The following is an 18731-nucleotide window of genomic DNA, read 5'->3' as shown; positions in this document are numbered from 1 at the left end:
TGAAATAAAAAACGCATCTAAATAATAGAACATTACTAAAAGTCATGGATGATAAAAAAAATACTTCAGAATTTATAGATGAACTTATTGAGTCTGCATCTAAAATGGAAACGGTGGATACCCCTCCTTTCTTTAAGGACAAGGTATTGAACAAATTGTCCCAGATAGATCAGAAAAAGAAGAAAATAGATTTTTTCGGTTGGTTTGCGCCAAAGTACCAGATTGCCACATTATTGCTTTTTGCTGTTTTGAACCTTGCTGTGCTATACACTTATCTTTCATCCAATGAAAAGCAAGATTTACAAACCTTTGCGGAAACTTATGGATTTTCAGACACGAACAGCGAATTCATTTTAAACTGATTTCTATGAAGAACAATACTGGCATAACTGTTTTGTTGATTTTTTTGGTGGTCATGAATGGTATCCTACTGTTTCTTGTGCTAAAAAAACCAGAAAGGCAAAAAAGACCTCCAAGAAGTTTTATAAGCCATCAACTTGGGTTTGATGAAATTCAACAACAGAAATTCAACAAAATAGATTCCGAACACCAGAGTAGAATGAGGGGTACGGACGACCGTTCCAGAGATTTGAAAAAATATCTTTTTTTGGGATTGGGAGATTCTACTTTTACAGATAAAAAATTGGATTCGGTCTCAACTTTAATAGGGGCGTTAAGCAAAGAAAAAGAAATAGAGATTTTTAAGTACTTCAAGGAAATAAAAAAAGTCTGTAATGAAGAACAGCAAAATAAACTTGAAGCTATTTTGTCGAGAGCTTTGCGGCACGGTCCAAATAGACCTCCACCTCCTCATGGTAGATGAATTTTGAAAAGTGTATGGACACTACCAGCTTAATCTTTCCTAAAAATGTTCGGTACAAGAAGTTTTTAAATTTTATTTGAATTTAAGCGCAAGTTTTTCTTGTGTAACTCATCTAACTATTTAAGAAGGTTAGATGGTTTTGTATAAACCGTCTTTCGATTGATGATTTAGTTTTTTAGTTGTGAAGAGCCCAAGTTTTATTTAAAACTTGGGCTCTTATTTACGGCTTGCCCTTGATGGAGTTTATAATGATGGGCGCATGAATCCTAGAGTTTTCAATAAACCATTTGTGGGTTTCCATACCTCCACATATTACCCCGGCCAAAAAAAGTCCTTCCACATTGGTTTCCATAGTGTCAGGATTGTATTGGGGCAATCGTTTTTCATCTTTTGATAATTCAATTCCCAGTTTTTCCAGGAATTCAAAATTGGGCATATATCCGGTAAGTGCAAGTACGAAATCATTTTCTAAAGTGACAATGCCATCTGGAGTGTTAACAATAATTTCGGTAGCTTTTATTTCCTTGACGGTAGCATTATAACATGCTTTGATGCTTCCTTCCGCGATTCTATTGATAATATCTGGTCTTACCCAATACTTTACCCGTTGGCCAACTTCTGGACCACGAATGATCAAAGTGACATCTGCACCTTTGCGCCAGCATTCCAAAGCGGCATCTATGGCAGAATTACTTGCGCCTATCACTGCTAATTTTTGACTTGCATAAAAATGTGGGTCTTTGTAGTAATGGGAAACTTTCGGTAGATTTTCTCCGGGAGCATTGATTTTATTGGGCAAATCATAAAAACCAGTGGCCACAACAACATTTTTTGCAGTGTATTTGTTCTTATCAGTTTCTACTTGAAAGAGAGTACCTTCTTTAACAACGTTCGTTACTTTTTCAAACAATTTGATTTCCAATTGGTTTGATGTCACAATCCTCCTGTAGTACTCTAGAGCCTCATTACGTTTGGGTTTTGCTTCTTTGCTGATAAACGGAATTTCATCGATCTCCAATTTTTCAGAAGAAGAAAAAAACTGCATGTTTATGGGGTAGTTGAAAAGTGAGTTTACAATCGGTCCTTTTTCCAGAATCACATAGGATAACCCTTGTTTTTTTGCCTCAAGTCCACATGCTATTCCAATGGGACCACCACCAATAATGACTACATCAAATACCTGCATTAGCCAATAATCTCTTTAAGGTTTTTAATGGTCTCTATTGGAGTATCGCTCTTGAATACAAAACTACCTGCTACAAGAACATCGGCACCCGCATCGACCAATTTTTTAGCATTGGTCGCATTTACTCCTCCATCAATTTCAATAAGTGCCTTAGAATTTTTCTTTTCGATAAGATTTTTTAAATCACTGACCTTTTGGTAGGTATTTTCAATAAATGATTGTCCACCAAAACCGGGGTTTACACTCATCATACAGATCAAATCGATATCTTGAACGGTATCCTCCAAAAGATTGATTGAAGTATGGGGATTCAATGCCACACCGGCCTTCATTCCCTCATCTTTTATCACTTGTAAAGTTCTGTGCAAATGATTGCAAGCTTCGTAATGTACCGTTAAATTATCAGCTCCTAGATCAGCAAATGTTTTGATATATCTATCAGGGTCAATAATCATTAAATGAACATCCATGGTTTTTTCTGCGTGTTTGGCTATTGCCTTCAAAACGGGCATGCCAAAAGAAATGTTGGGTACAAAAACACCATCCATAATATCCAAGTGAAACCAATCTGCTTCGCTTTGGTTTACCATTTCCACATCACGTTGCAAGTTGGCAAAATCTGCCGCTAATAGGGAGGGTGCCACCATTTTTGTACTCATACTGCTCTTTTGTAAATCTCATGCAAAAGTAGCGAAATGAAATGGTTTGATAATCGTGGGTTTTATTTCAAAACCTTACCGCTAACTATTATTGATTTTAGTAAAGAACAAGTTCTGAATACCATCGGTACTGATTTGGAACCCGGTAACATTTCCATTTTGATTTCGCGCAAAGATGATACTGCCAAATTGTATGGCACTACTTCTAAAAACGTTTTTTACTACTGGGAAAAATGTCGCCGTACTGTTTTCGGGTCCGGATACGACTAGTTCGTTATCCTCAATTTTAAAGGTATAAACACTATTGAGTTGTTCGTTATAAAAATTACCTTCAAAATGGTTCAACTCTTCTTCTGTATAAGTGATAGGCTCATACTTTTTGTAACGATATGGGTCTCCTATGCCAGATTTAATATCATATATCCCTTTTCCGTTCTCCTCAGAAAAGGAGAATATAATAACATCATCACTTTCTACTTGTAGTTGAAAACTCCTTCTTTGCTTTAATGGAATCGTGGCAAGTCCTTGGTCTTGTCCGGGCCGTGTATAAAATAGAGTATCATTTTCTACAAAAAACCGTCTTGCCAATGCTCTTTCGGCATTCCAATAATCTCCTTCATAGGTTTGCAGTTCAGAAGTGGTTACTTTTCTGGATTTTATTTTGGTCGGGTCAACAGTGCTTGGTTCGGGAAATTTATCTTCTATAAAGTGAGTGGCCATCATCATTGCGGGCATGCCATTATAACTGTTATTGTTGCCCATTACAAAAGAAGTAAGGTCTTGTTCCGGGAATCGGAACACATTGGTGCCGTAACCACCTACTAGACCATATTGCCAATACGCGGGAAGCCCTCTTTCTAAATGGTAGAAAGACCTTCCTAAAGTCATTTGTCCCCAAGATGAATTGTAAGTAGTACCATTATCCAGTTTAACCAATTGGTCCAATTTTTTTATGGCTTCGTTTAGTATTGAAGGCTTTTTAATGGGCAGTGTAAGCTTTTTATACCATGCCAGTAAATCTTCTGCTGTAGTATATAAATTGGTAGGGCCGGCATTGCTTAAATTCAATACTTCTTTTTTGAGTGTATCCCCCTCGGTTTGATAAGAATTCGCCACATTGGGTATAATACTATTGTAATCTTCAACAAATGTGCTGTTGTTCATTTGTAAAGGGGCGAAGATGTACTTTTTGGAAAAGACTGTCAACGATTCACCCGAAGCTTTGGTAATAACTTCTGCTAAGAGCGTGAGTTCAGTTTTGGAGGTTAGATACGAAAATTTTGTGCCAGGTTTAAAGTTTAGCGTTTTTTGTGTACGTATTAAGTGCATTGCATCCTTATGGGTAAAAACATCGTCTTCTTCTTTTCCCAAAAGTAATTTTAGTATTTCGTAGTCATTCAAGCCACTGGTATGGTTTACCAAATGGCCAATGGTAAGTTTGTGTTGGTATGTTGGTAGTTCGGGGATAAATTTTTGGACGGGGTCGTTCATGGCCAACTTTTCCATTTTCTCTAGCAGAAGAATGGATAGCACCGTAAATTGTCTGGAGAGATGATCAATTTGAAACTTGGTTTTGGGGTCGATGGCCCTATTGGTTTCTATGTCTGCAATTCCGAAACCTTTTAAGTACTGTATTTCGTTTCCATAGATCAATCCTGCGGCCATTCCAGGTTTGTTGCTGTTCCATTCAATGAAAATACTGTCAATGCTTTGTTCTTCTTTTGAAGATAGCTGTGCAGAAACTGTTGCTATGGTTAGCGTGAAGAAAAACGCGCTAAGTGTTTTTTGAAGCTTCATTCTGGATAGTTTTTAAAAGTGAACGACTTATGGATTATCTTCCATTTGCCCATTACTTTGAGTAACATTAAGTAGTCGGTATAAATTCGTTTTGGGCCGGGCATTAAGATTTCAATTTTTGCCATTGCCGCATTTCCTTCGAAATCAATAGAAAGAACTTTCCCGATTCGATTACTTTTTTTACCGGGTTTAATATTGCTGATATATTGTCTCCCAGACCAGATTTTAAGGGAGTCATTTTTAACGAAGTACAGATTGAAATCTGTATCAAAAGCATCGTTCAATCTATCTGGTTCTCCATTTGCGGTGCCTTCAATATAATCGTAGAGGACCTTGTTTATGTCTTCAATCTCGGATTGGGAATAGGAAAAAAGTATTCCTGTCAATACTAGCGTTGCGGTGATAATTTTTTTCATTTTATACTGTCTTTTAATGCGTTACTTATTTTCGTTGCTACGGATGCTGCGGCAGTTGGATCTTGTCCTGTTATTAATTTGCCATCGGCAATCGAATAATTATCCCATCCCTCTTTTGAATACACAAAATCACCTCCTCGTGTTTTTATGGTCTGTTCAATGGAAAAAGGGAATTGTTTGTAGTATTCGGCATCCATATTTTCGAACAAATCGGGGAAACCATTAATTTTCTTACCTTCATAAATGAACTTTCCATCTGAAGTTTTTAGGTTTACAAGTCCAGCAGTGCCATGGCAAATTGCGGCTACTATTCCATTGTTCTTTTCATAGATTTCCAATGTGATCTTTTGAATCGCTTTGTTTTCCGGTACACCGAACATTGCAGCTCCGCCACCTCCGTAATAAACGGCCATATAATTTGAAGCTTCAACTTCTTCCGGTTTTTTTGTGTGTTTTAGAAGGTTCATGAATTCAAAATCGTACAAGTATTTCTTTTGGATGGAGTCCGAAGTATTGAGGTAACCTATTGGAATTGCACCACCTTCCGGGCTTACAAAATCTATGACATATCCTTCTTTCTTAAGAACATCAAAGGCCAAAACTATTTCGGCAAAATGATTGGATGCATTTATATCGGTATCCCCATAAGTATGTTGATTGGATACTATGAATAATATACTATCCTTTTGTGGGGTTGTACTTTGTACCTCTTCCGGGTCTGAAGATTTCTCCTCTTTGGCAGTTTTTGAATTACAACCAATTACAACTGATAAGAGGCAGATGAGCAAAAAAGTATTTTTCATTGCCGATTTGTTTTTCAGCAAATTGCACGTACTTTTTCAAAAGCTGATTTTATATTATAAAATAGGAGTTCGGATTTATAAATGTTAACCCTGTAATTGCGCTTTGTACTTGGCGGGTGTGGTACCTATTATTTTTTTGAAAGAAGTGTAAAATGTTGATTTTGAATTAAAACCACACTCGTAGCCAATACTTTCCAGCGTTAAGTGCTGGCTTTCTGTTAGCATCTGCCGAGCTTTTTCAATACGATATTCATTTATGAACAGGGGAAAGCTTTTTCCGGCATTATCATTTAAAAGTTGGGACAATTGATGAACGGAAATTTGTAGTTTTTGGGCAACATCGGAAGATTTTAAGTTGGCGTTTTTGTAGAGTTCATTTTCTGCCATAAGGGTATCCAACCTTTCAAATAGATTCTCCGCTTGCGAGGCTTCAATTTTTTTGTCTACATACTTTTGAGGTTGTATGAAAAAGAAGGTATTCTTCTTTCGATTTAAAAATAGGAGTAGTGAGAGTAGATAAAAAAGAAAGGAGAATGTAAGTGCACCAGCTAAATAATGTGTAAAACTTGTAAAATAATATGCTGAACAAATAATAATATTGCCACCAAAAACGCTTAAGACCCATATTTCAAAAGAGCTAGTTTTCCTTGGGTTATTTATTATTTTTTTTAAAGTATCCTTCAATACCCAACCAGAAGCCACTATATAAATAAACCATTGTGTGTATATGCCATAGATTATATAAGGCCTCCAAAGGTCTACATTCGTTTTAAAAGGATACAAATAACCTACAATACTAATTAGCGGTAAAAGAATTAAAATATGATACTTCCAGGTTTTGGCAATACGGCTATTCACTTCAATTACCGATTTTACATAAAAAAATAGAAATGGACCAATAAAGAAACAGGCTGAAAGTCCTAATTGAAGATAGATGAAAGCTAAATCTGGCTTAAAATAGAATACAACGGATTTTCCAATCCGAACGCTCATCATCAACAATAAAAACCCCAAGAACTTGGTTGCAATACGTTTTGGTTTGGCAAACCAAATAAAATACATGCTCAAAACCAAGCCATTGAATGCTCCTAATGCGCTAAAAAAGAAAAGAAGAGTATTGCTTAACTCCATAGCTTATTTGATTATTCTTCTTAAAAATAAACAATTTAGATAAAGCCATATAACATTGGTGAAACCCCATTGGACTTAACTAGAAGGCTAACCTTGGTTCAACTCACCTAGGAATTGTACCTATATGCTAAAATTCATATCCCCCGTCTTTAAATTAATACGTAACACTTATAATATCTATGTATGCGAGAAATTAAAGGTTGGACAGAAGTTTAAAAAACTTTAACAAGAATTGAGTTATGGTGTAAAGTTTTTACACAGCTAGTACATAAAAAGCGTTTAAGTTGTCAGTTGAAAGGGAAGATTGATTTATAGTTTAAACTGAAAAATATTAGCTGTCACGTTCTCTTTCTTGTGAATTATGAAGTAAAACGTACTGAAAAACAGGTGTTTACTAAATAGTATAAATGAAAAAACTCCGGTAATCAGCCGGAGTTTATTCATCAATCAAAAAACGAACAGTCATGATAAACTGTTGTAGGATTACAAATTACAACTTTCTTGCCAAAAAACAAATTTAAGGTTTGTTTAACTGTAATTTGTGAGATAATCTTAGGGTTACCCCAAGTAAGTTTTCAATATTTTGCTTCTAGAAGTATGTTTTAATCTTCTGATTGCTTTTTCCTTAATTTGACGCACTCTTTCTCTTGTTAAATCAAAAGTTTCACCAATTTCTTCCAAAGTCATGGAATGTTGTCCTGCCAGTCCAAAATAAAGGCGAATAACATCAGCTTCTCTTGGTGTTAAGGTTTCTAGGGCGCGTTCAATCTCTGTGCGCAAAGACTCGTGCAACAAATCTTTATCAGGGTTTGGGGATTCCCCACTTCGTAAAACATCGTATAAATTGGAATCCTCACCATCTATAAGAGGTGCATCCATGGATACATGACGTCCTGAATTTTTCAACGATTGTTTTACATCCTCAACGGTCATATCCAATTCCTTGGCAATTTCTTCAGCAGAGGGTATACGCTCGTGTGCTTGCTCCAGAAAAGCAAACGTTTTGTTTATTTTATTGATGGAACCGATTTTGTTCAACGGCAACCTAACAATACGGGATTGTTCCGCCAATGCCTGAAGTATGGATTGACGAATCCACCAAACGGCATAGGATATAAACTTAAATCCACGGGTCTCATCAAAACGTTGTGCTGCCTTGATCAACCCTAGGTTCCCTTCGTTAATTAAATCTGGAAGTGTTAGTCCTTGGTTTTGGTACTGCTTTGCCACAGAAACCACGAACCTGAGGTTGGCTTTAGTTAATTTTTCTAAGGCTACTTGGTCTCCCGCTTTAATTCGTTGTGCCAATTCTACTTCTTCATCGGCAGTAATCAAATCAACCTTACCGATTTCCTGTAAATATTTGTCTAACGAAGCGGTTTCCCTATTGGTAACCTGCTTTGTAATTTTTAACTGTCTCATCTAAATTTTCCCTTCTTTTTTTATTTGTGAACCGAAGCTCATTAGATTATACGTAGGAAAATGTAAAAAGTTACAATTTGATAAAATTTATTTGCAATTTTTTTGTAAAAGAAAAAACCCTTGGGATTTTCCCAAGGGTTTTTACATATTTAATGGTCAACTAAAAATTAGTCCCTTCTTGGCTTTCGATCACGATTGCCATTTCTGCGGTCACCACTATTTCTACGATCGCCTTTGTCTCGTCTTGGAGGTCTTTCAACATAACCTTCCGGTTTTGGCAAAAGGGCTTTGCGGGAAACTTTTTCTTTTTTGGTTCTTGGGTCAAGACCAAAATACTTCACGTCAAAGACATCTCCCATGTTCACTACATCAGAAACATTCTCAGTGCGCTCCCAAGCTAGTTCAGATACATGCAGTAATACTTCGTTGCCAGGGGCCTCAATGTATTCTACAACGGCACCAAAGTCTAGCATTTTAATGACTTTCACCTCATAAACACTACCTACTTCGGGTTTGAACATTAATGCCTCTATCTTTGCGATAACCGCATCAATGCCTTCTTGTCCAGTACCCAGAATTTCCACGATACCTTCTTCAGTGTCAGGATCTTCGTTGATGACAATAGTAGTGTTAGTTTCTTTTTGCAATTCTTGAATCACTTTTCCACCAGAACCAATTACGGCACCAATATATTCTCCTGGAATAACTTTAGTGACAATTTTTGGGGCATAAGACTTAACATCTTCTCTTGGTGTTTCAATAGTATCTGTCAACTTTTCTAGAATATGCAATCTACCATCTTTGGCTTGCATTAAGGCTTTGACCAAAATTTCATAGGAAAGTCCTTTTACCTTGATGTCCATTTGACAAGCAGTAATACCATCAGCAGTACCTGTCACTTTAAAATCCATGTCTCCTAAGTGATCTTCATCGCCCAAAATATCGGATAAAACGGCATACTTTCCAGAATCGGTATCAGTAATCAATCCCATGGCTATACCAGAAACTGGTTTTTTTAATTGAACACCGGCATCCATCAAAGCCATAGTACCAGAGCAAACTGTTGCCATAGAAGAAGAACCATTGGATTCCAATACTTCGGAAACAACTCTTACAGTATATGGACAATCTTCAGGAATCATCCCTTTTAAGGCACGTTGCGCCAAGTTTCCGTGACCTACTTCTCTACGCGATGTACCACGAATTGGTCTAGCTTCACCAGTTGAAAAAGGAGGGAAGTTATAGTGCAGATAGAAAGTTTCTTCGCCCTCATAAGATGGCATATCTATTTGATTGGCCTCTCTTGATGTACCTAAAGTAACCGTAGCCAATGCCTGAGTTTCTCCTCTTGTAAAGATGGAAGAACCGTGAACCGAAGGTAAATAATCGATCTCGCACCAAATTGGTCGAATCTCATCCGTTTTTCTACCATCTAATCGAAGTCCTTCGTTGAGGGTTAAATCCCTAACGGCAGCTTTTTCCGCTTTGTAGAAGTATTTGGATACTAAATCTCCAAAATCTTCTAACTCCTCTTCAGAAAAAGTCGCTTTTATTTCTTCTTTAATAGCATCAAAAGCAGCACTACGCTCATGTTTGGCAGAACCTGCTTTTGCAACTGCATAAACTTTATCATACGTAAGGTCATGTACCTTTTTGGCAAGATCTTCATCTTCACGCTCTGGATCATATTCCCTAACATCTTTCTTCCCAAAAGCCTCGGCCAATCGTATTTGGGCAGCACATTGTACTTTAATGGCTTCGTGCGCAAATTTGATGGCCTCTGTCATTTCTTCTTCTGAGATTTCATCCATCTCTCCTTCAACCATCATCACAGAATCTGCAGAAGCACCTATCATCATGTCAATGTCGGATTCTTTTAGCTGTGCTCTGGTTGGATTGATGACAAATTCGCCATTTACACGACCAACTCTAGCTTCAGAAATTGCGCATTCAAATGGAAAATCTGAAAGTTGAATAGCTGCAGAAGCGGCTAAACCCGCCATAGCATCTGGCATTACGTCTTCATCATGAGACATTAACTGAATCATCACCTGTGTTTCGGAATGATAATCCTTAGGGAAAAGCGGACGAAGAACACGGTCTACCAAACGCATGGTCAATACTTCACCGTCACTTGGTCTTGCTTCACGCTTGAAAAAACCACCAGGGTAACGCCCAGCGGCAGCAAATTTTTCGCGGTAATCTACCGTTAACGGTAAAAAATCCACATCTGCTTGTTTGTAGTTGGACACAACTGTACATAATAACATACACTTGCCAGATTGAACGACAACAGAGCCATGGGCCTGTTTTGCCAATTTTCCGGTTTCAATAGAAATCTCTCTACCGTCACCAAGGTCTATGACCTCTTTAAAAGTTTTTGGAATCATAAAAAATATCTTACCCGTTCATAGTTTACACGGGTTATTAAACATTTGGTCTACCGCCATCCGGACGGTCGGGTTGTGTTGTTGTTGTGTGTGCCTGTGGCACTGACCAATGAAAAACTGTAGGCAGCTTTTTGTGTTTACCTAATTTATGATTAGGATTTTGCAATTGCTAAACAAGTTTAGCCAAAATAAAAGGGGAAGCCAAAGCTTCCCCTAGTTTTTTATTTTCTGATACCTAATTCTTTAATCAAAGAACGGTACTTTTCAATATCTTTTTTCTTTAGATAATCTAAAAGAGCACGTCTTTTTCCTACCAATTTTACCAAAGAACGCTCTGTATTGTAGTCCTTGTGGTTTCTTTTCAAATGCGTTGTTAAGTGGTTGATACGGTGTGTGAACAATGCAATCTGTCCTTCAGTAGAACCTGTATTGCCTTCTGCGCCGCCGTGTTTCTTAAAGATTTCAGCTTTTACTTCTTTCGTTAAATACATTCCAATATTTATTTAAATGATTTTTATGTATGCGATTGTCTTTCAATCAGCGTGCAAAGATAAGTCTTTTTTCAAAATAATTCTTCTAAAATTAAATTAGAGCGTATCGGCTATATCTTAAAAAGCACAACCAGTTGGAAGAGGCTCTATTTTATCTAAGTCTTCGGCGAAAATTCCAAGTTCAAATTCTTTAAACCCTTCTTTTACCGAGCCCTTCATCACATTTTTGCCATATCCTGAGTTGTTCATGTGAGCCCGTACATAGACCGTTATATTTTCTAGGATTGCAACAGCACCGCCAGAGCGTGAAAAGGGCTGCTCGTTTACATGGCTATGGGCCAAAATTCTACGATAAATTAGATTTCCATCCAAATCAACAACTTCCCACCAATCTGCATATTGGTTACATCCTTTATCTGGACTTGAAATGGTTACACTGAATGTGTAGTCATTTTCATTTCCAGTAACATTGACTTCAGTTACAAGTGCAACGTCTTCATTAGTTGAATCGCTTGAAGTTTCTTCTGATTCCGAATTATTATTATTGGACGAACAACAGAAAAAAAGAATACAAATGAGTGTTAACTGGATTGAAAAGAATCTCATCTTTTTAACTAAGATCTCACAGGTAGGTTCTGAATCAAATCAATATATAAATTGACATTCTTTTTTAAATCCCTACGATGGGTTATAAAATCCAAAAATCCATGCTCTTTTACAAATTCTGAAGTTTGGAAACCATCTGGCAAATCTTTTCCCACAGTGTCCTTTACGACTCTTGGTCCGGCAAAACCTATCAATGCACCAGGTTCGGAAATATTAATGTCACCTAGCATAGCATAAGAAGCAGTAGTTCCTCCTGTTGTTGGGTCGGTACATAAAGAAATGTAAGGTACCTTGGCTTCGGCCAATTGAGCTAGTTTGGCAGAGGTCTTTGCCAATTGCATAAGCGATAAAGCTGCTTCCATCATACGGGCTCCACCTGATTTTGAAATCATTAAAAAAGGAGCTTTTTTCTTTTTGGCATGATCAATCGCCCTGGCAATCTTCTCGCCTACGACACTGCCCATAGAACCTCCGATAAAGCTGAAATCCATACAGGCAATAACAATTTCTTTGCCCATAGATTTTCCCACTGCTGTTCTAATGGCATCTTTAAGTCCTGTCTTCTGCTGTGCAGCTTTTAAACGCTCTGAGTATTTTTTTGTATCAACAAACTTTAAAGGGTCTTTGGATGATAATTTCTCATCAAGTTCCCTGAATTTGTTATCATCAAAAAGGATTTCAAAATATTCTTTACTGCCAATGCGAACATGGTAATCATCTTCAGGGCTTACATAAAAGTTTTTGGCTAAATCTTCAGATTCAACAATTTTTCCAGTGGGGGACTTGTACCATAGTCCCTTGGGGGTGTCTTTTTTCTCCTCCGTAGCTGTTTGTATTCCTTTTTCTTTTCTTTTAAACCAAGACGACATAAAATCAAATTTTAAGTTAAACGGCCTTTTCGGAAGCTTATAGGGTGTTTATGTTATTTAAATCTTCAAATGCCTTTTTCAAGCGCGTAACAAATGCTTGCTCCCCTGAACGTAACCAAACTCTTGGGTCATAAAACTTTTTATTGGGTTGGTCATCTCCATCTGGATTGCCTATCTGTGCCTGCAAATATGCTGACTTATCCTGGACGTAATCCCTAACTCCTGAAAGGAATGCGTATTGTAAATCTGTATCAATGTTCATTTTGATTACACCATATCCAATGGCTTCACGAATTTCCTCAACTGTTGAACCTGACCCGCCATGAAAGACAAAATCGATATGATTATGAGCTACTCCGTATTTGTTGGCGATAAATTCTTGTGAATTCTTAAGGATTTTCGGTGTAAGCTTTACATTTCCTGGCTTATAAACACCATGAACGTTTCCAAAGGCTGCGGCTACCGTAAATTTTGGACTTACTTTTGAAAGTTCTTCGTAAGCGTAAGCCACTTCTTCTGGTTGTGTATAAAGTTTGGAATCATCAACATCGGTATTGTCCACACCATCTTCTTCACCTCCTGTAACACCAAGCTCTATTTCTAGGGTCATGCCCATCTTGCTCATGCGTTCCAAGTACCCCTTGCAGATTTCTATATTTTCTTCAATGGGTTCTTCGGAAAGGTCGATCATATGAGAACTGAACAATGACTTGCCAGTTGTAGCATAATGTTCTTCACTAGCGTCCAAAAGTCCATCTATCCATGGCAATAATTTTTTTGCACAATGGTCTGTGTGCAATATTACTGTTGCACCATAGGCTTCTGCCAATTGATGAACATGTTTTGCGCCGGCTACTGCTCCCAGAACAGCAGCTCTTTGGTTTTCATTGGATAAACCTTTACCAGCATTGAACTGAGCACCCCCATTGGAAAACTGAACTATTACGGGAGAGTTGAGTTCTGCCGCAGTTTCCAATACGGAATTTATCGTATTTGAGCCTATTACGTTTACTGCGGGTAAGGCGTAACCATATTCTTTCGCATGGTTGAAAATTGCTTGTACTTCATCTCCGGTGGCAACGCCTGGCTTTATATTGTGGGACATAATTTTCTTGTTAGTTAGGGTTAAATTAAGCTACAAAAGTAATAAAATATTTGCTCTAGAAAGGATAATTGATACCTATATTATACACTGCATTTCCAAGATTATAACCTTTGAACCAACGTCTTGACCATTCTTCTGCCGGGTTATAGGTTTTGAACCCGACATCTAATCTAAAAACAAAATAAGTAAAGTCATAACGAAGGCCCAAACCTGTTCCCAAAGCAATATCGGCAAGGGATGTGACATCTGTAAAAATGGCATCTGGGTTATTCTCGTTATCGAAAACGTTCCAAATATTGCCAGCATCGGCAAATAATGCTCCTTTTACATCCCCGGCTATGGGAAAACGATATTCTAGATTAAAGGCAATTTTTAAATTTGCTTCATTAAAATCATTGATATTGCTAGTACTACCTGGACCTAATTCATAGGCATTCCATGCCCTATTGTCATTGGAGCCCCCTGCAAAATAACTTCGTAAAAAAGGAATGCTTTCTGAGTTTCCATAGGGAACCGCGAGACCAAAGAAACTCCTAAATGCCAATACCTTGGAATCTGCAACATCCCAATGTTTAATAAAGTCAAATTCGGTTTTAAAATATTGGGAAAACGGAACACCAAAAACCAAGAGCTGGTCATTATCATTTTTATTATATGGGACTATATCTTCCAGAAGTGATAGTAGGTTGCCCGCACTCTCAAGCTTTACTCGTAACTGATAAAAATTATTATCATTAATATCGGTTTTGCTGTTTTTGGTAAAGGAGTAATTACTCGCAAAAATAAGGTTGTTTTCAGTTAATCTTTGTCGGCGTTCACCAATACTGTTTACCTCGCTCAGTTGTTCTTCGGTAGTTGGAATTTCATTGTTCAATACGGCTTCAACAAAACCATTTGCTCCATTTGGTATGCTAAGGCGAAGCGGGTCATCTGTATCGCCAGATTCTTCATAAAACGACGCATATTGAGGGTCGTCTTGAAATTCGTCCGCTATTTCATCTAAGTTACTGAAGGTATTTTGGTATACATTGTAGAAGTTATCTGGATTTACGTTTCGTATAAACTCTACATTTAATAGTTCGATATTGTGCTTTAAACTATTTGTAGGCGACCAATTATAAGAGAGAATCGAATTAAGTGATTGTTTGTCCAGCCCAATGTTCCTCTGAAAATTGGTACCTACGGATAGTCGGCTCTGGGGCAACATGTAGTAGGGAATTATTTTTTTGGTCTTTAAGGGAAACCATATTCTTGGAAAAGTAATATTGATATCCCCTCCCAGTTCCGAAGTAAAGGTCTCATCTGATAAAGAGGCATCACTTAATAGGCCAATGGACCCCCTTGCCGAAATACTTAAGGTTTCTGCTCCTCCAAAAACGTTTCTTGAGGTTAATGATGAACTAAATGCAGTTCCCACTCGCTGTATGTTGGAATGGGTTACATCAAAATCAAAGCTCAAAGAAAACTTGGGTCTTGGTGCCAGATAAATGTTGGTGGTCAATTGTGATTTCGTAGAATCGGGTATAAACTCAATATTTGGATATTTGAACGTATTCAAATTCGTTATCTGCCTGTAAGTTCTTATTCTATCCAAGTCCCTATAAACACTATCTTTTTCAAAAAAAACAGCATCGGTCAATGCCTTGGGTTTGTATCTTAATTTATTAGCGTAGTATATGGTGTAGTTCTCATAGGTCGTGAACTTGAGCGAATCTGTCGCTCCACCGATTAAATAGTCGGCATAAATATTAATGTTTTTGAGCCTATGAACTCGGTAGGTCTCAGTACTGTCCGTATCATTTGCACCTCTTGGTTTCTGAATATTTAATTGTACATCCATTAACTGATCGTCCGCCAGCAGCGAAGTATCCCTTAAAATATTATAATTGATGGAACTTTCTTGAAAATTATACACACCAGAGTTCCTGAAAAGTGTGGTCAAACGTTCCCTTTCCAAGTTGAAGTTTCCCAAATCAAATTGTTCTCCTTTTTTAACAAATGATTCTTCTGGGGCTATTTGATAAATGGAATCTAGTTCTGGTGATGTAATATTTTTGACAATGGTATCTATTAGAAAAGGCTTTTCCAAGGAGATCTTATAATCGACCTCGGCTCTTTTTTTTCTTTTGCCTTCGACGATATCATAGCTTGCCGAGTTATTAAAATATCCTTTACTGTCGTAGTAGGCCTCTAAGCGATCCACTGTTTTTTTTGTCAAAGATGTATCAATGGTAACTGGTGGTTCGCCTATTCTTTTTAAAAAATCACTGGCTCCTTTTACAACAAAGGATTCCCTTAATCGGTTTACTTGTTTTTTGGAAAGTAATCGGTTTAGCCTTTTTTCCCGTTTTTCTTTTCTGTGCAACCAATTTTGAAAAGAGGAATCCGGATTTTCCTTGGCAAGGTTGTACAGGTTCAATCGCAAAGGATAGCCTAGTAGATCGCTATTTGGCTTTTGTGCAATAAGGCTTCTAACATCATCGTCACTAACCTTTTCATCATCGGCATAAATGGTATTCTTAGTCAGTAGCAGCTCATCGTCGCCAACCTTTTTAAGGGTATTACAACCTACAACGGTAAACATAAGCAACAATAACCCTATTTTTGCCCAGTTACACAATGGACCAAAAAAAATCCTCATAGAAGCCAAAAATACACGATTTAGATGGTTACCAAAAACCAAATTAAACTAGTTGCTAGCTTACAGCAAAAAAAGTACCGAAGTCAGCATAAATTGTTCGTAGTTGAGGGGGCAAAGACAGTGACCGAGCTTTTAGACGCGGGTTTTGAACCCTTCAAGTTATTTGCTGAAGATTCACAAAATATAAGAAACTTGGAGTCTGTTGAGATAGTTTCAAAAGCTATTTTAAAACAGATGAGCAGTTTGGTGAATCCAAATGGCATATTGGGCGTGTTTTATATTCCAGATGGAAGACAGACTGACACAGATGATTGGATGGTTGCTCTGGATGCTGTTCGTGACCCGGGAAACTTAGGGACCATTATTCGGCTGTGCGACTGGTTTGGGATAAGGCAACTCATATGTTCTTTGGATACGGTGGATTGCTACAATCCCAAAGTGCTTCAAGCAACAATGGGATCCATTGCAAGAGTTGACATTACTTATTTAGATTTGCCCAAATTTTTAAATGAAACAATGCTTCCTGTATATGGAACATTTATGGATGGTGAAGCCATTTATACTAAACAGCTACCACCGAAAGGGATTTTGGTTATGGGAAATGAAGGGAATGGAATTTCAGAGGAAATCAACGCTATTATAAAGGAAAGAATTACAATACCTCAATTTGGGGAAAACACTACCGAAAGTTTAAATGTTGCCACTGCAACCGCTATTTTTTTAAATGAAATAAGGAGAGGTTAATTCAATAAAAACATAAGAGTGATTGCCACTTTATTATTGGGATTACTCGAACGTGAAATTGATGAAGATGCCTCGAGTGCGCATGGCATCTATGTTTCCTGTCCACGGACTGTTGGGGTCATTGTCCGGTACAAGTTCATCTGAAAGTGCAAATACGCCGCGTATGGACGGTGAAAATTTAAAATACTCGGTATAAATATCGATTCCGAACCCAAGTTCGTATCCGTATACATTTTGCTTCATTCTAAATTCACCACTGCTATTATCATCCAAACTATCCTCTTTGCTTCCCAGGTTCATTGAGGTATAAACACCACCAATGACAAAAGGTTTCCAGTTGCCAAATCGCTTAGCACTGACCTTCAACAGTAATGGAAATCTAATATAGGTGGATTTAACTTCACGAATTGCATCTGCTTCAGAAGTGAATCCAGGAAAGCCCAAGTTTCTTCCAGTGTAAAGTAGGCCCGGTTCAAAACGAACATCTAAAAACTCATTGATGCGCATTTCACCAATAAGTCCAACATTAAATCCAAGACTTTTATTGACCAAGATATCTTGCCCTATATCGTTCTGAAATTCAAATTGAAAATCATATTGGTTGAACCCTAAGTAATATCCCCAGTTTAAAAATTTTAAATCTTCGCTTTGAAGATTAAGAATAGGGTCTTTTTTGAATTGTGCGTTGGCATTGGTGCACATTAAAACAAGTAGGCCTAATAGAATGAGGATGTTTTTCATCAAATTATTTTGTAGCGACATATATAGATGCCACCCCAAATGTCTGGGGTCTGTTCTCTATACCTATAAACCCAATTTTAGCCAAAATATTGTTGAACTCTTGTCCATGAGGGAAAACAGATGCTGATTCGCTCAAATAGTCATAAGCAGACCTATCCTTGGAGAAGAGTCTTCCTATGCCCGTAAGGATATATTTTGAGTAGAGTCCATATCCCTGTTTAAAGGGAGTTCTGGTCGGAACGGAAGTTTCAAGGATCACCAAACTGCCTCCTGGTTTTAATACTCTGTAGATTTCTGACAATCCACGTTCAAGATTTTCGAAGTTACGTACTCCAAAAGCTACCGTGGCAGCATCAAATGAATGGTCTTCAAAAGAGAGGTTTTCACTGTCGCCAACAACCATTTCAACAGTATCCTGAAGCTTTTTTTTTGCCACTTTGTGCTTGCCCACTTCCAACATTCCAGGAGAAATATCCAAACCTACGATTCTTTCGGCACCTGTAGCTTTCATGGCAATTGCCAAATCACCGGTTCCAGTAGCGATGTCTAAAATTGTCCTTGGTTCTTTCTCTTTTAAAATGGCTACTACCCGTTTTCTCCATTTAAGGTCGATTCCTAAAGATATTACTCGATTAAGGCCATCATAATTTTTGGAAATAGCATCGAACATCTTCTTTACCTGTTCCTTTTTTCCAAGCTTGGAATCTTTGTAAGGCGTAACTTTTTCGGACATGTGCTCAATTTGCTGGCAAATATACAACTTAGGGATATGGGAGATGTACAAAAATAATTATGTAATTTTGCAGCATATCACAGGAAAGCTTTTCCGTATTATGCTATGTATTCGTCTTTTAGGGCAAGGTCGCTATATCTTTTGTACCATCTGAACACTACAAATTGAATTTAT

The 18731-nt window shown here is 37.6% G+C and carries 18 protein-coding genes; 3 read left to right on the top strand and 15 right to left on the bottom strand.

Annotation, left to right across the window (positions count from 1 at the left end):
* The first annotated feature begins 44 nt into the window (after positions 1-44).
* Together LV716_RS02970 and LV716_RS02965 are read left to right on the top strand one after the other, a co-directional pair.
* Positions 45-362, top strand: a complete 318-nt coding sequence (locus LV716_RS02970) for a hypothetical protein (RefSeq protein ID WP_163416310.1) — start codon at positions 45-47, stop codon at positions 360-362.
* A 5-nt stretch (positions 363-367) separates the two neighbouring features.
* Positions 368-823 carry a hypothetical protein gene (locus LV716_RS02965; protein ID WP_163416309.1) on the top strand — a complete coding sequence of 152 codons (456 nt, stop codon included), beginning with the start codon at positions 368-370 and terminating at the stop codon, positions 821-823.
* Between the two features lie 220 nt (positions 824-1043).
* On the opposite strand, the gene LV716_RS02960 is transcribed toward LV716_RS02965, so the two are convergent.
* The 13 genes from LV716_RS02960 to LV716_RS02900 form a co-directional block, all read right to left on the bottom strand.
* Positions 1044-2009 (bottom strand): YpdA family putative bacillithiol disulfide reductase, encoded by a 966-nt coding sequence (locus LV716_RS02960; RefSeq protein ID WP_163416308.1) that lies wholly within the window; start codon positions 2007-2009, stop codon positions 1044-1046.
* On the bottom strand, positions 2009-2668 hold the full coding sequence (gene rpe / locus LV716_RS02955; RefSeq protein ID WP_163416307.1) for a ribulose-phosphate 3-epimerase: 660 nt from the start codon (positions 2666-2668) through the stop codon (positions 2009-2011). Before rpe ends, LV716_RS02960 begins: the two co-directional genes overlap by 1 nt.
* Before the next feature lie 81 nt (positions 2669-2749).
* On the bottom strand, positions 2750-4465 hold the full coding sequence (locus tag LV716_RS02950) for a serine hydrolase (RefSeq protein ID WP_163416306.1): 1716 nt from the start codon (positions 4463-4465) through the stop codon (positions 2750-2752).
* Positions 4462-4881 carry a nuclear transport factor 2 family protein gene (locus LV716_RS02945; protein WP_163416305.1) on the bottom strand — a complete coding sequence of 140 codons (420 nt, stop codon included), beginning with the start codon at positions 4879-4881 and terminating at the stop codon, positions 4462-4464. The genes LV716_RS02950 and LV716_RS02945 overlap by 4 nt, the downstream gene beginning before the upstream one ends.
* Positions 4878-5684, bottom strand: a complete 807-nt coding sequence (locus LV716_RS02940) for a type 1 glutamine amidotransferase domain-containing protein (RefSeq protein ID WP_163416304.1) — start codon at positions 5682-5684, stop codon at positions 4878-4880. The genes LV716_RS02945 and LV716_RS02940 overlap by 4 nt, the downstream gene beginning before the upstream one ends.
* A gap of 84 nt (positions 5685-5768) precedes the next feature.
* Positions 5769-6815, bottom strand: a complete 1047-nt coding sequence (locus tag LV716_RS02935; protein WP_163416303.1) for an AraC family transcriptional regulator — start codon at positions 6813-6815, stop codon at positions 5769-5771.
* A 558-nt stretch (positions 6816-7373) separates the two neighbouring features.
* Complete coding sequence (locus LV716_RS02930; protein WP_097046264.1) at positions 7374-8237, bottom strand: RNA polymerase sigma factor RpoD/SigA; 864 nt, start codon at positions 8235-8237, stop codon at positions 7374-7376.
* A 167-nt stretch (positions 8238-8404) separates the two neighbouring features.
* Positions 8405-10627: a polyribonucleotide nucleotidyltransferase gene (locus LV716_RS02925; protein WP_163416302.1), complete on the bottom strand. Its 2223-nt coding sequence runs from the start codon at positions 10625-10627 to the stop codon at positions 8405-8407.
* 221 nt (positions 10628-10848) lie between these two features.
* Positions 10849-11118, bottom strand: coding sequence for a 30S ribosomal protein S15 (gene rpsO / locus LV716_RS02920; RefSeq protein WP_163416301.1), 270 nt, complete (start codon positions 11116-11118; stop codon positions 10849-10851).
* Positions 11119-11235: 117 nt separating this feature from the next.
* A complete protein-coding gene (locus LV716_RS02915; RefSeq protein WP_163416300.1) occupies positions 11236-11724 on the bottom strand; it encodes a hypothetical protein in 489 nt (162 codons plus the stop codon).
* An 8-nt stretch (positions 11725-11732) separates the two neighbouring features.
* A complete protein-coding gene (gene accD / locus LV716_RS02910) occupies positions 11733-12593 on the bottom strand; it encodes an acetyl-CoA carboxylase, carboxyltransferase subunit beta (protein ID WP_163416299.1) in 861 nt (286 codons plus the stop codon).
* A 37-nt stretch (positions 12594-12630) separates the two neighbouring features.
* Positions 12631-13698 (bottom strand): class II fructose-bisphosphate aldolase, encoded by a 1068-nt coding sequence (gene fbaA / locus LV716_RS02905; protein WP_163416298.1) that lies wholly within the window; start codon positions 13696-13698, stop codon positions 12631-12633.
* 55 nt (positions 13699-13753) lie between these two features.
* Positions 13754-16339 (bottom strand): BamA/TamA family outer membrane protein, encoded by a 2586-nt coding sequence (locus LV716_RS02900; RefSeq protein WP_163416297.1) that lies wholly within the window; start codon positions 16337-16339, stop codon positions 13754-13756.
* 24 nt (positions 16340-16363) lie between these two features.
* Between LV716_RS02900 and LV716_RS02895 the strand changes: the two genes are divergently transcribed.
* Positions 16364-17083, top strand: coding sequence for an RNA methyltransferase (locus LV716_RS02895; protein ID WP_163416296.1), 720 nt, complete (start codon positions 16364-16366; stop codon positions 17081-17083).
* Positions 17084-17125: 42 nt separating this feature from the next.
* On the opposite strand, the gene LV716_RS02890 is transcribed toward LV716_RS02895, so the two are convergent.
* Together LV716_RS02890 and ubiE are read right to left on the bottom strand one after the other, a co-directional pair.
* Positions 17126-17824, bottom strand: coding sequence for a porin family protein (locus LV716_RS02890; RefSeq protein ID WP_163416295.1), 699 nt, complete (start codon positions 17822-17824; stop codon positions 17126-17128).
* 4 nt (positions 17825-17828) lie between these two features.
* A complete protein-coding gene (gene ubiE, locus LV716_RS02885) occupies positions 17829-18557 on the bottom strand; it encodes a bifunctional demethylmenaquinone methyltransferase/2-methoxy-6-polyprenyl-1,4-benzoquinol methylase UbiE (protein ID WP_163416294.1) in 729 nt (242 codons plus the stop codon).
* Positions 18558-18731: the final 174 nt, after the last annotated feature.

It is taken from the genome of Flagellimonas sp. HMM57, from assembly GCF_021390175.1.
GTDB lineage: Bacteria > Bacteroidota > Bacteroidia > Flavobacteriales > Flavobacteriaceae > Flagellimonas.
Note: the sequence above shows the minus strand (reverse complement) of the source record. Positions and strands in the feature narration are given on the sequence as shown.

Bases quoted from the DNA above. Each gene is read 5' to 3' on its own strand.
- LV716_RS02970 (WP_163416310.1), top strand. From the start codon at position 45: ATGGATGATAAAAAAAATACTTCAGAATTTATAGATGAACTTATTGAG.
- LV716_RS02965 (WP_163416309.1), top strand. From the start codon at position 368: ATGAAGAACAATACTGGCATAACTGTTTTGTTGATTTTTTTGGTGGTC.
- LV716_RS02960 (WP_163416308.1), bottom strand. From the start codon at position 2,009: ATGCAGGTATTTGATGTAGTCATTATTGGTGGTGGTCCCATTGGAATA.
- rpe (WP_163416307.1), bottom strand. From the start codon at position 2,668: ATGAGTACAAAAATGGTGGCACCCTCCCTATTAGCGGCAGATTTTGCC.
- LV716_RS02950 (WP_163416306.1), bottom strand. From the start codon at position 4,465: ATGAAGCTTCAAAAAACACTTAGCGCGTTTTTCTTCACGCTAACCATA.
- LV716_RS02945 (WP_163416305.1), bottom strand. From the start codon at position 4,881: ATGAAAAAAATTATCACCGCAACGCTAGTATTGACAGGAATACTTTTT.
- LV716_RS02940 (WP_163416304.1), bottom strand. From the start codon at position 5,684: ATGAAAAATACTTTTTTGCTCATCTGCCTCTTATCAGTTGTAATTGGT.
- LV716_RS02935 (WP_163416303.1), bottom strand. From the start codon at position 6,815: ATGGAGTTAAGCAATACTCTTCTTTTCTTTTTTAGCGCATTAGGAGCA.
- LV716_RS02930 (WP_097046264.1), bottom strand. From the start codon at position 8,237: ATGAGACAGTTAAAAATTACAAAGCAGGTTACCAATAGGGAAACCGCT.
- LV716_RS02925 (WP_163416302.1), bottom strand. From the start codon at position 10,627: ATGATTCCAAAAACTTTTAAAGAGGTCATAGACCTTGGTGACGGTAGA.
- rpsO (WP_163416301.1), bottom strand. From the start codon at position 11,118: ATGTATTTAACGAAAGAAGTAAAAGCTGAAATCTTTAAGAAACACGGC.
- LV716_RS02915 (WP_163416300.1), bottom strand. From the start codon at position 11,724: ATGAGATTCTTTTCAATCCAGTTAACACTCATTTGTATTCTTTTTTTC.
- accD (WP_163416299.1), bottom strand. From the start codon at position 12,593: ATGTCGTCTTGGTTTAAAAGAAAAGAAAAAGGAATACAAACAGCTACG.
- fbaA (WP_163416298.1), bottom strand. From the start codon at position 13,698: ATGTCCCACAATATAAAGCCAGGCGTTGCCACCGGAGATGAAGTACAA.
- LV716_RS02900 (WP_163416297.1), bottom strand. From the start codon at position 16,339: ATGAGGATTTTTTTTGGTCCATTGTGTAACTGGGCAAAAATAGGGTTA.
- LV716_RS02895 (WP_163416296.1), top strand. From the start codon at position 16,364: ATGGTTACCAAAAACCAAATTAAACTAGTTGCTAGCTTACAGCAAAAA.
- LV716_RS02890 (WP_163416295.1), bottom strand. From the start codon at position 17,824: ATGAAAAACATCCTCATTCTATTAGGCCTACTTGTTTTAATGTGCACC.
- ubiE (WP_163416294.1), bottom strand. From the start codon at position 18,557: ATGTCCGAAAAAGTTACGCCTTACAAAGATTCCAAGCTTGGAAAAAAG.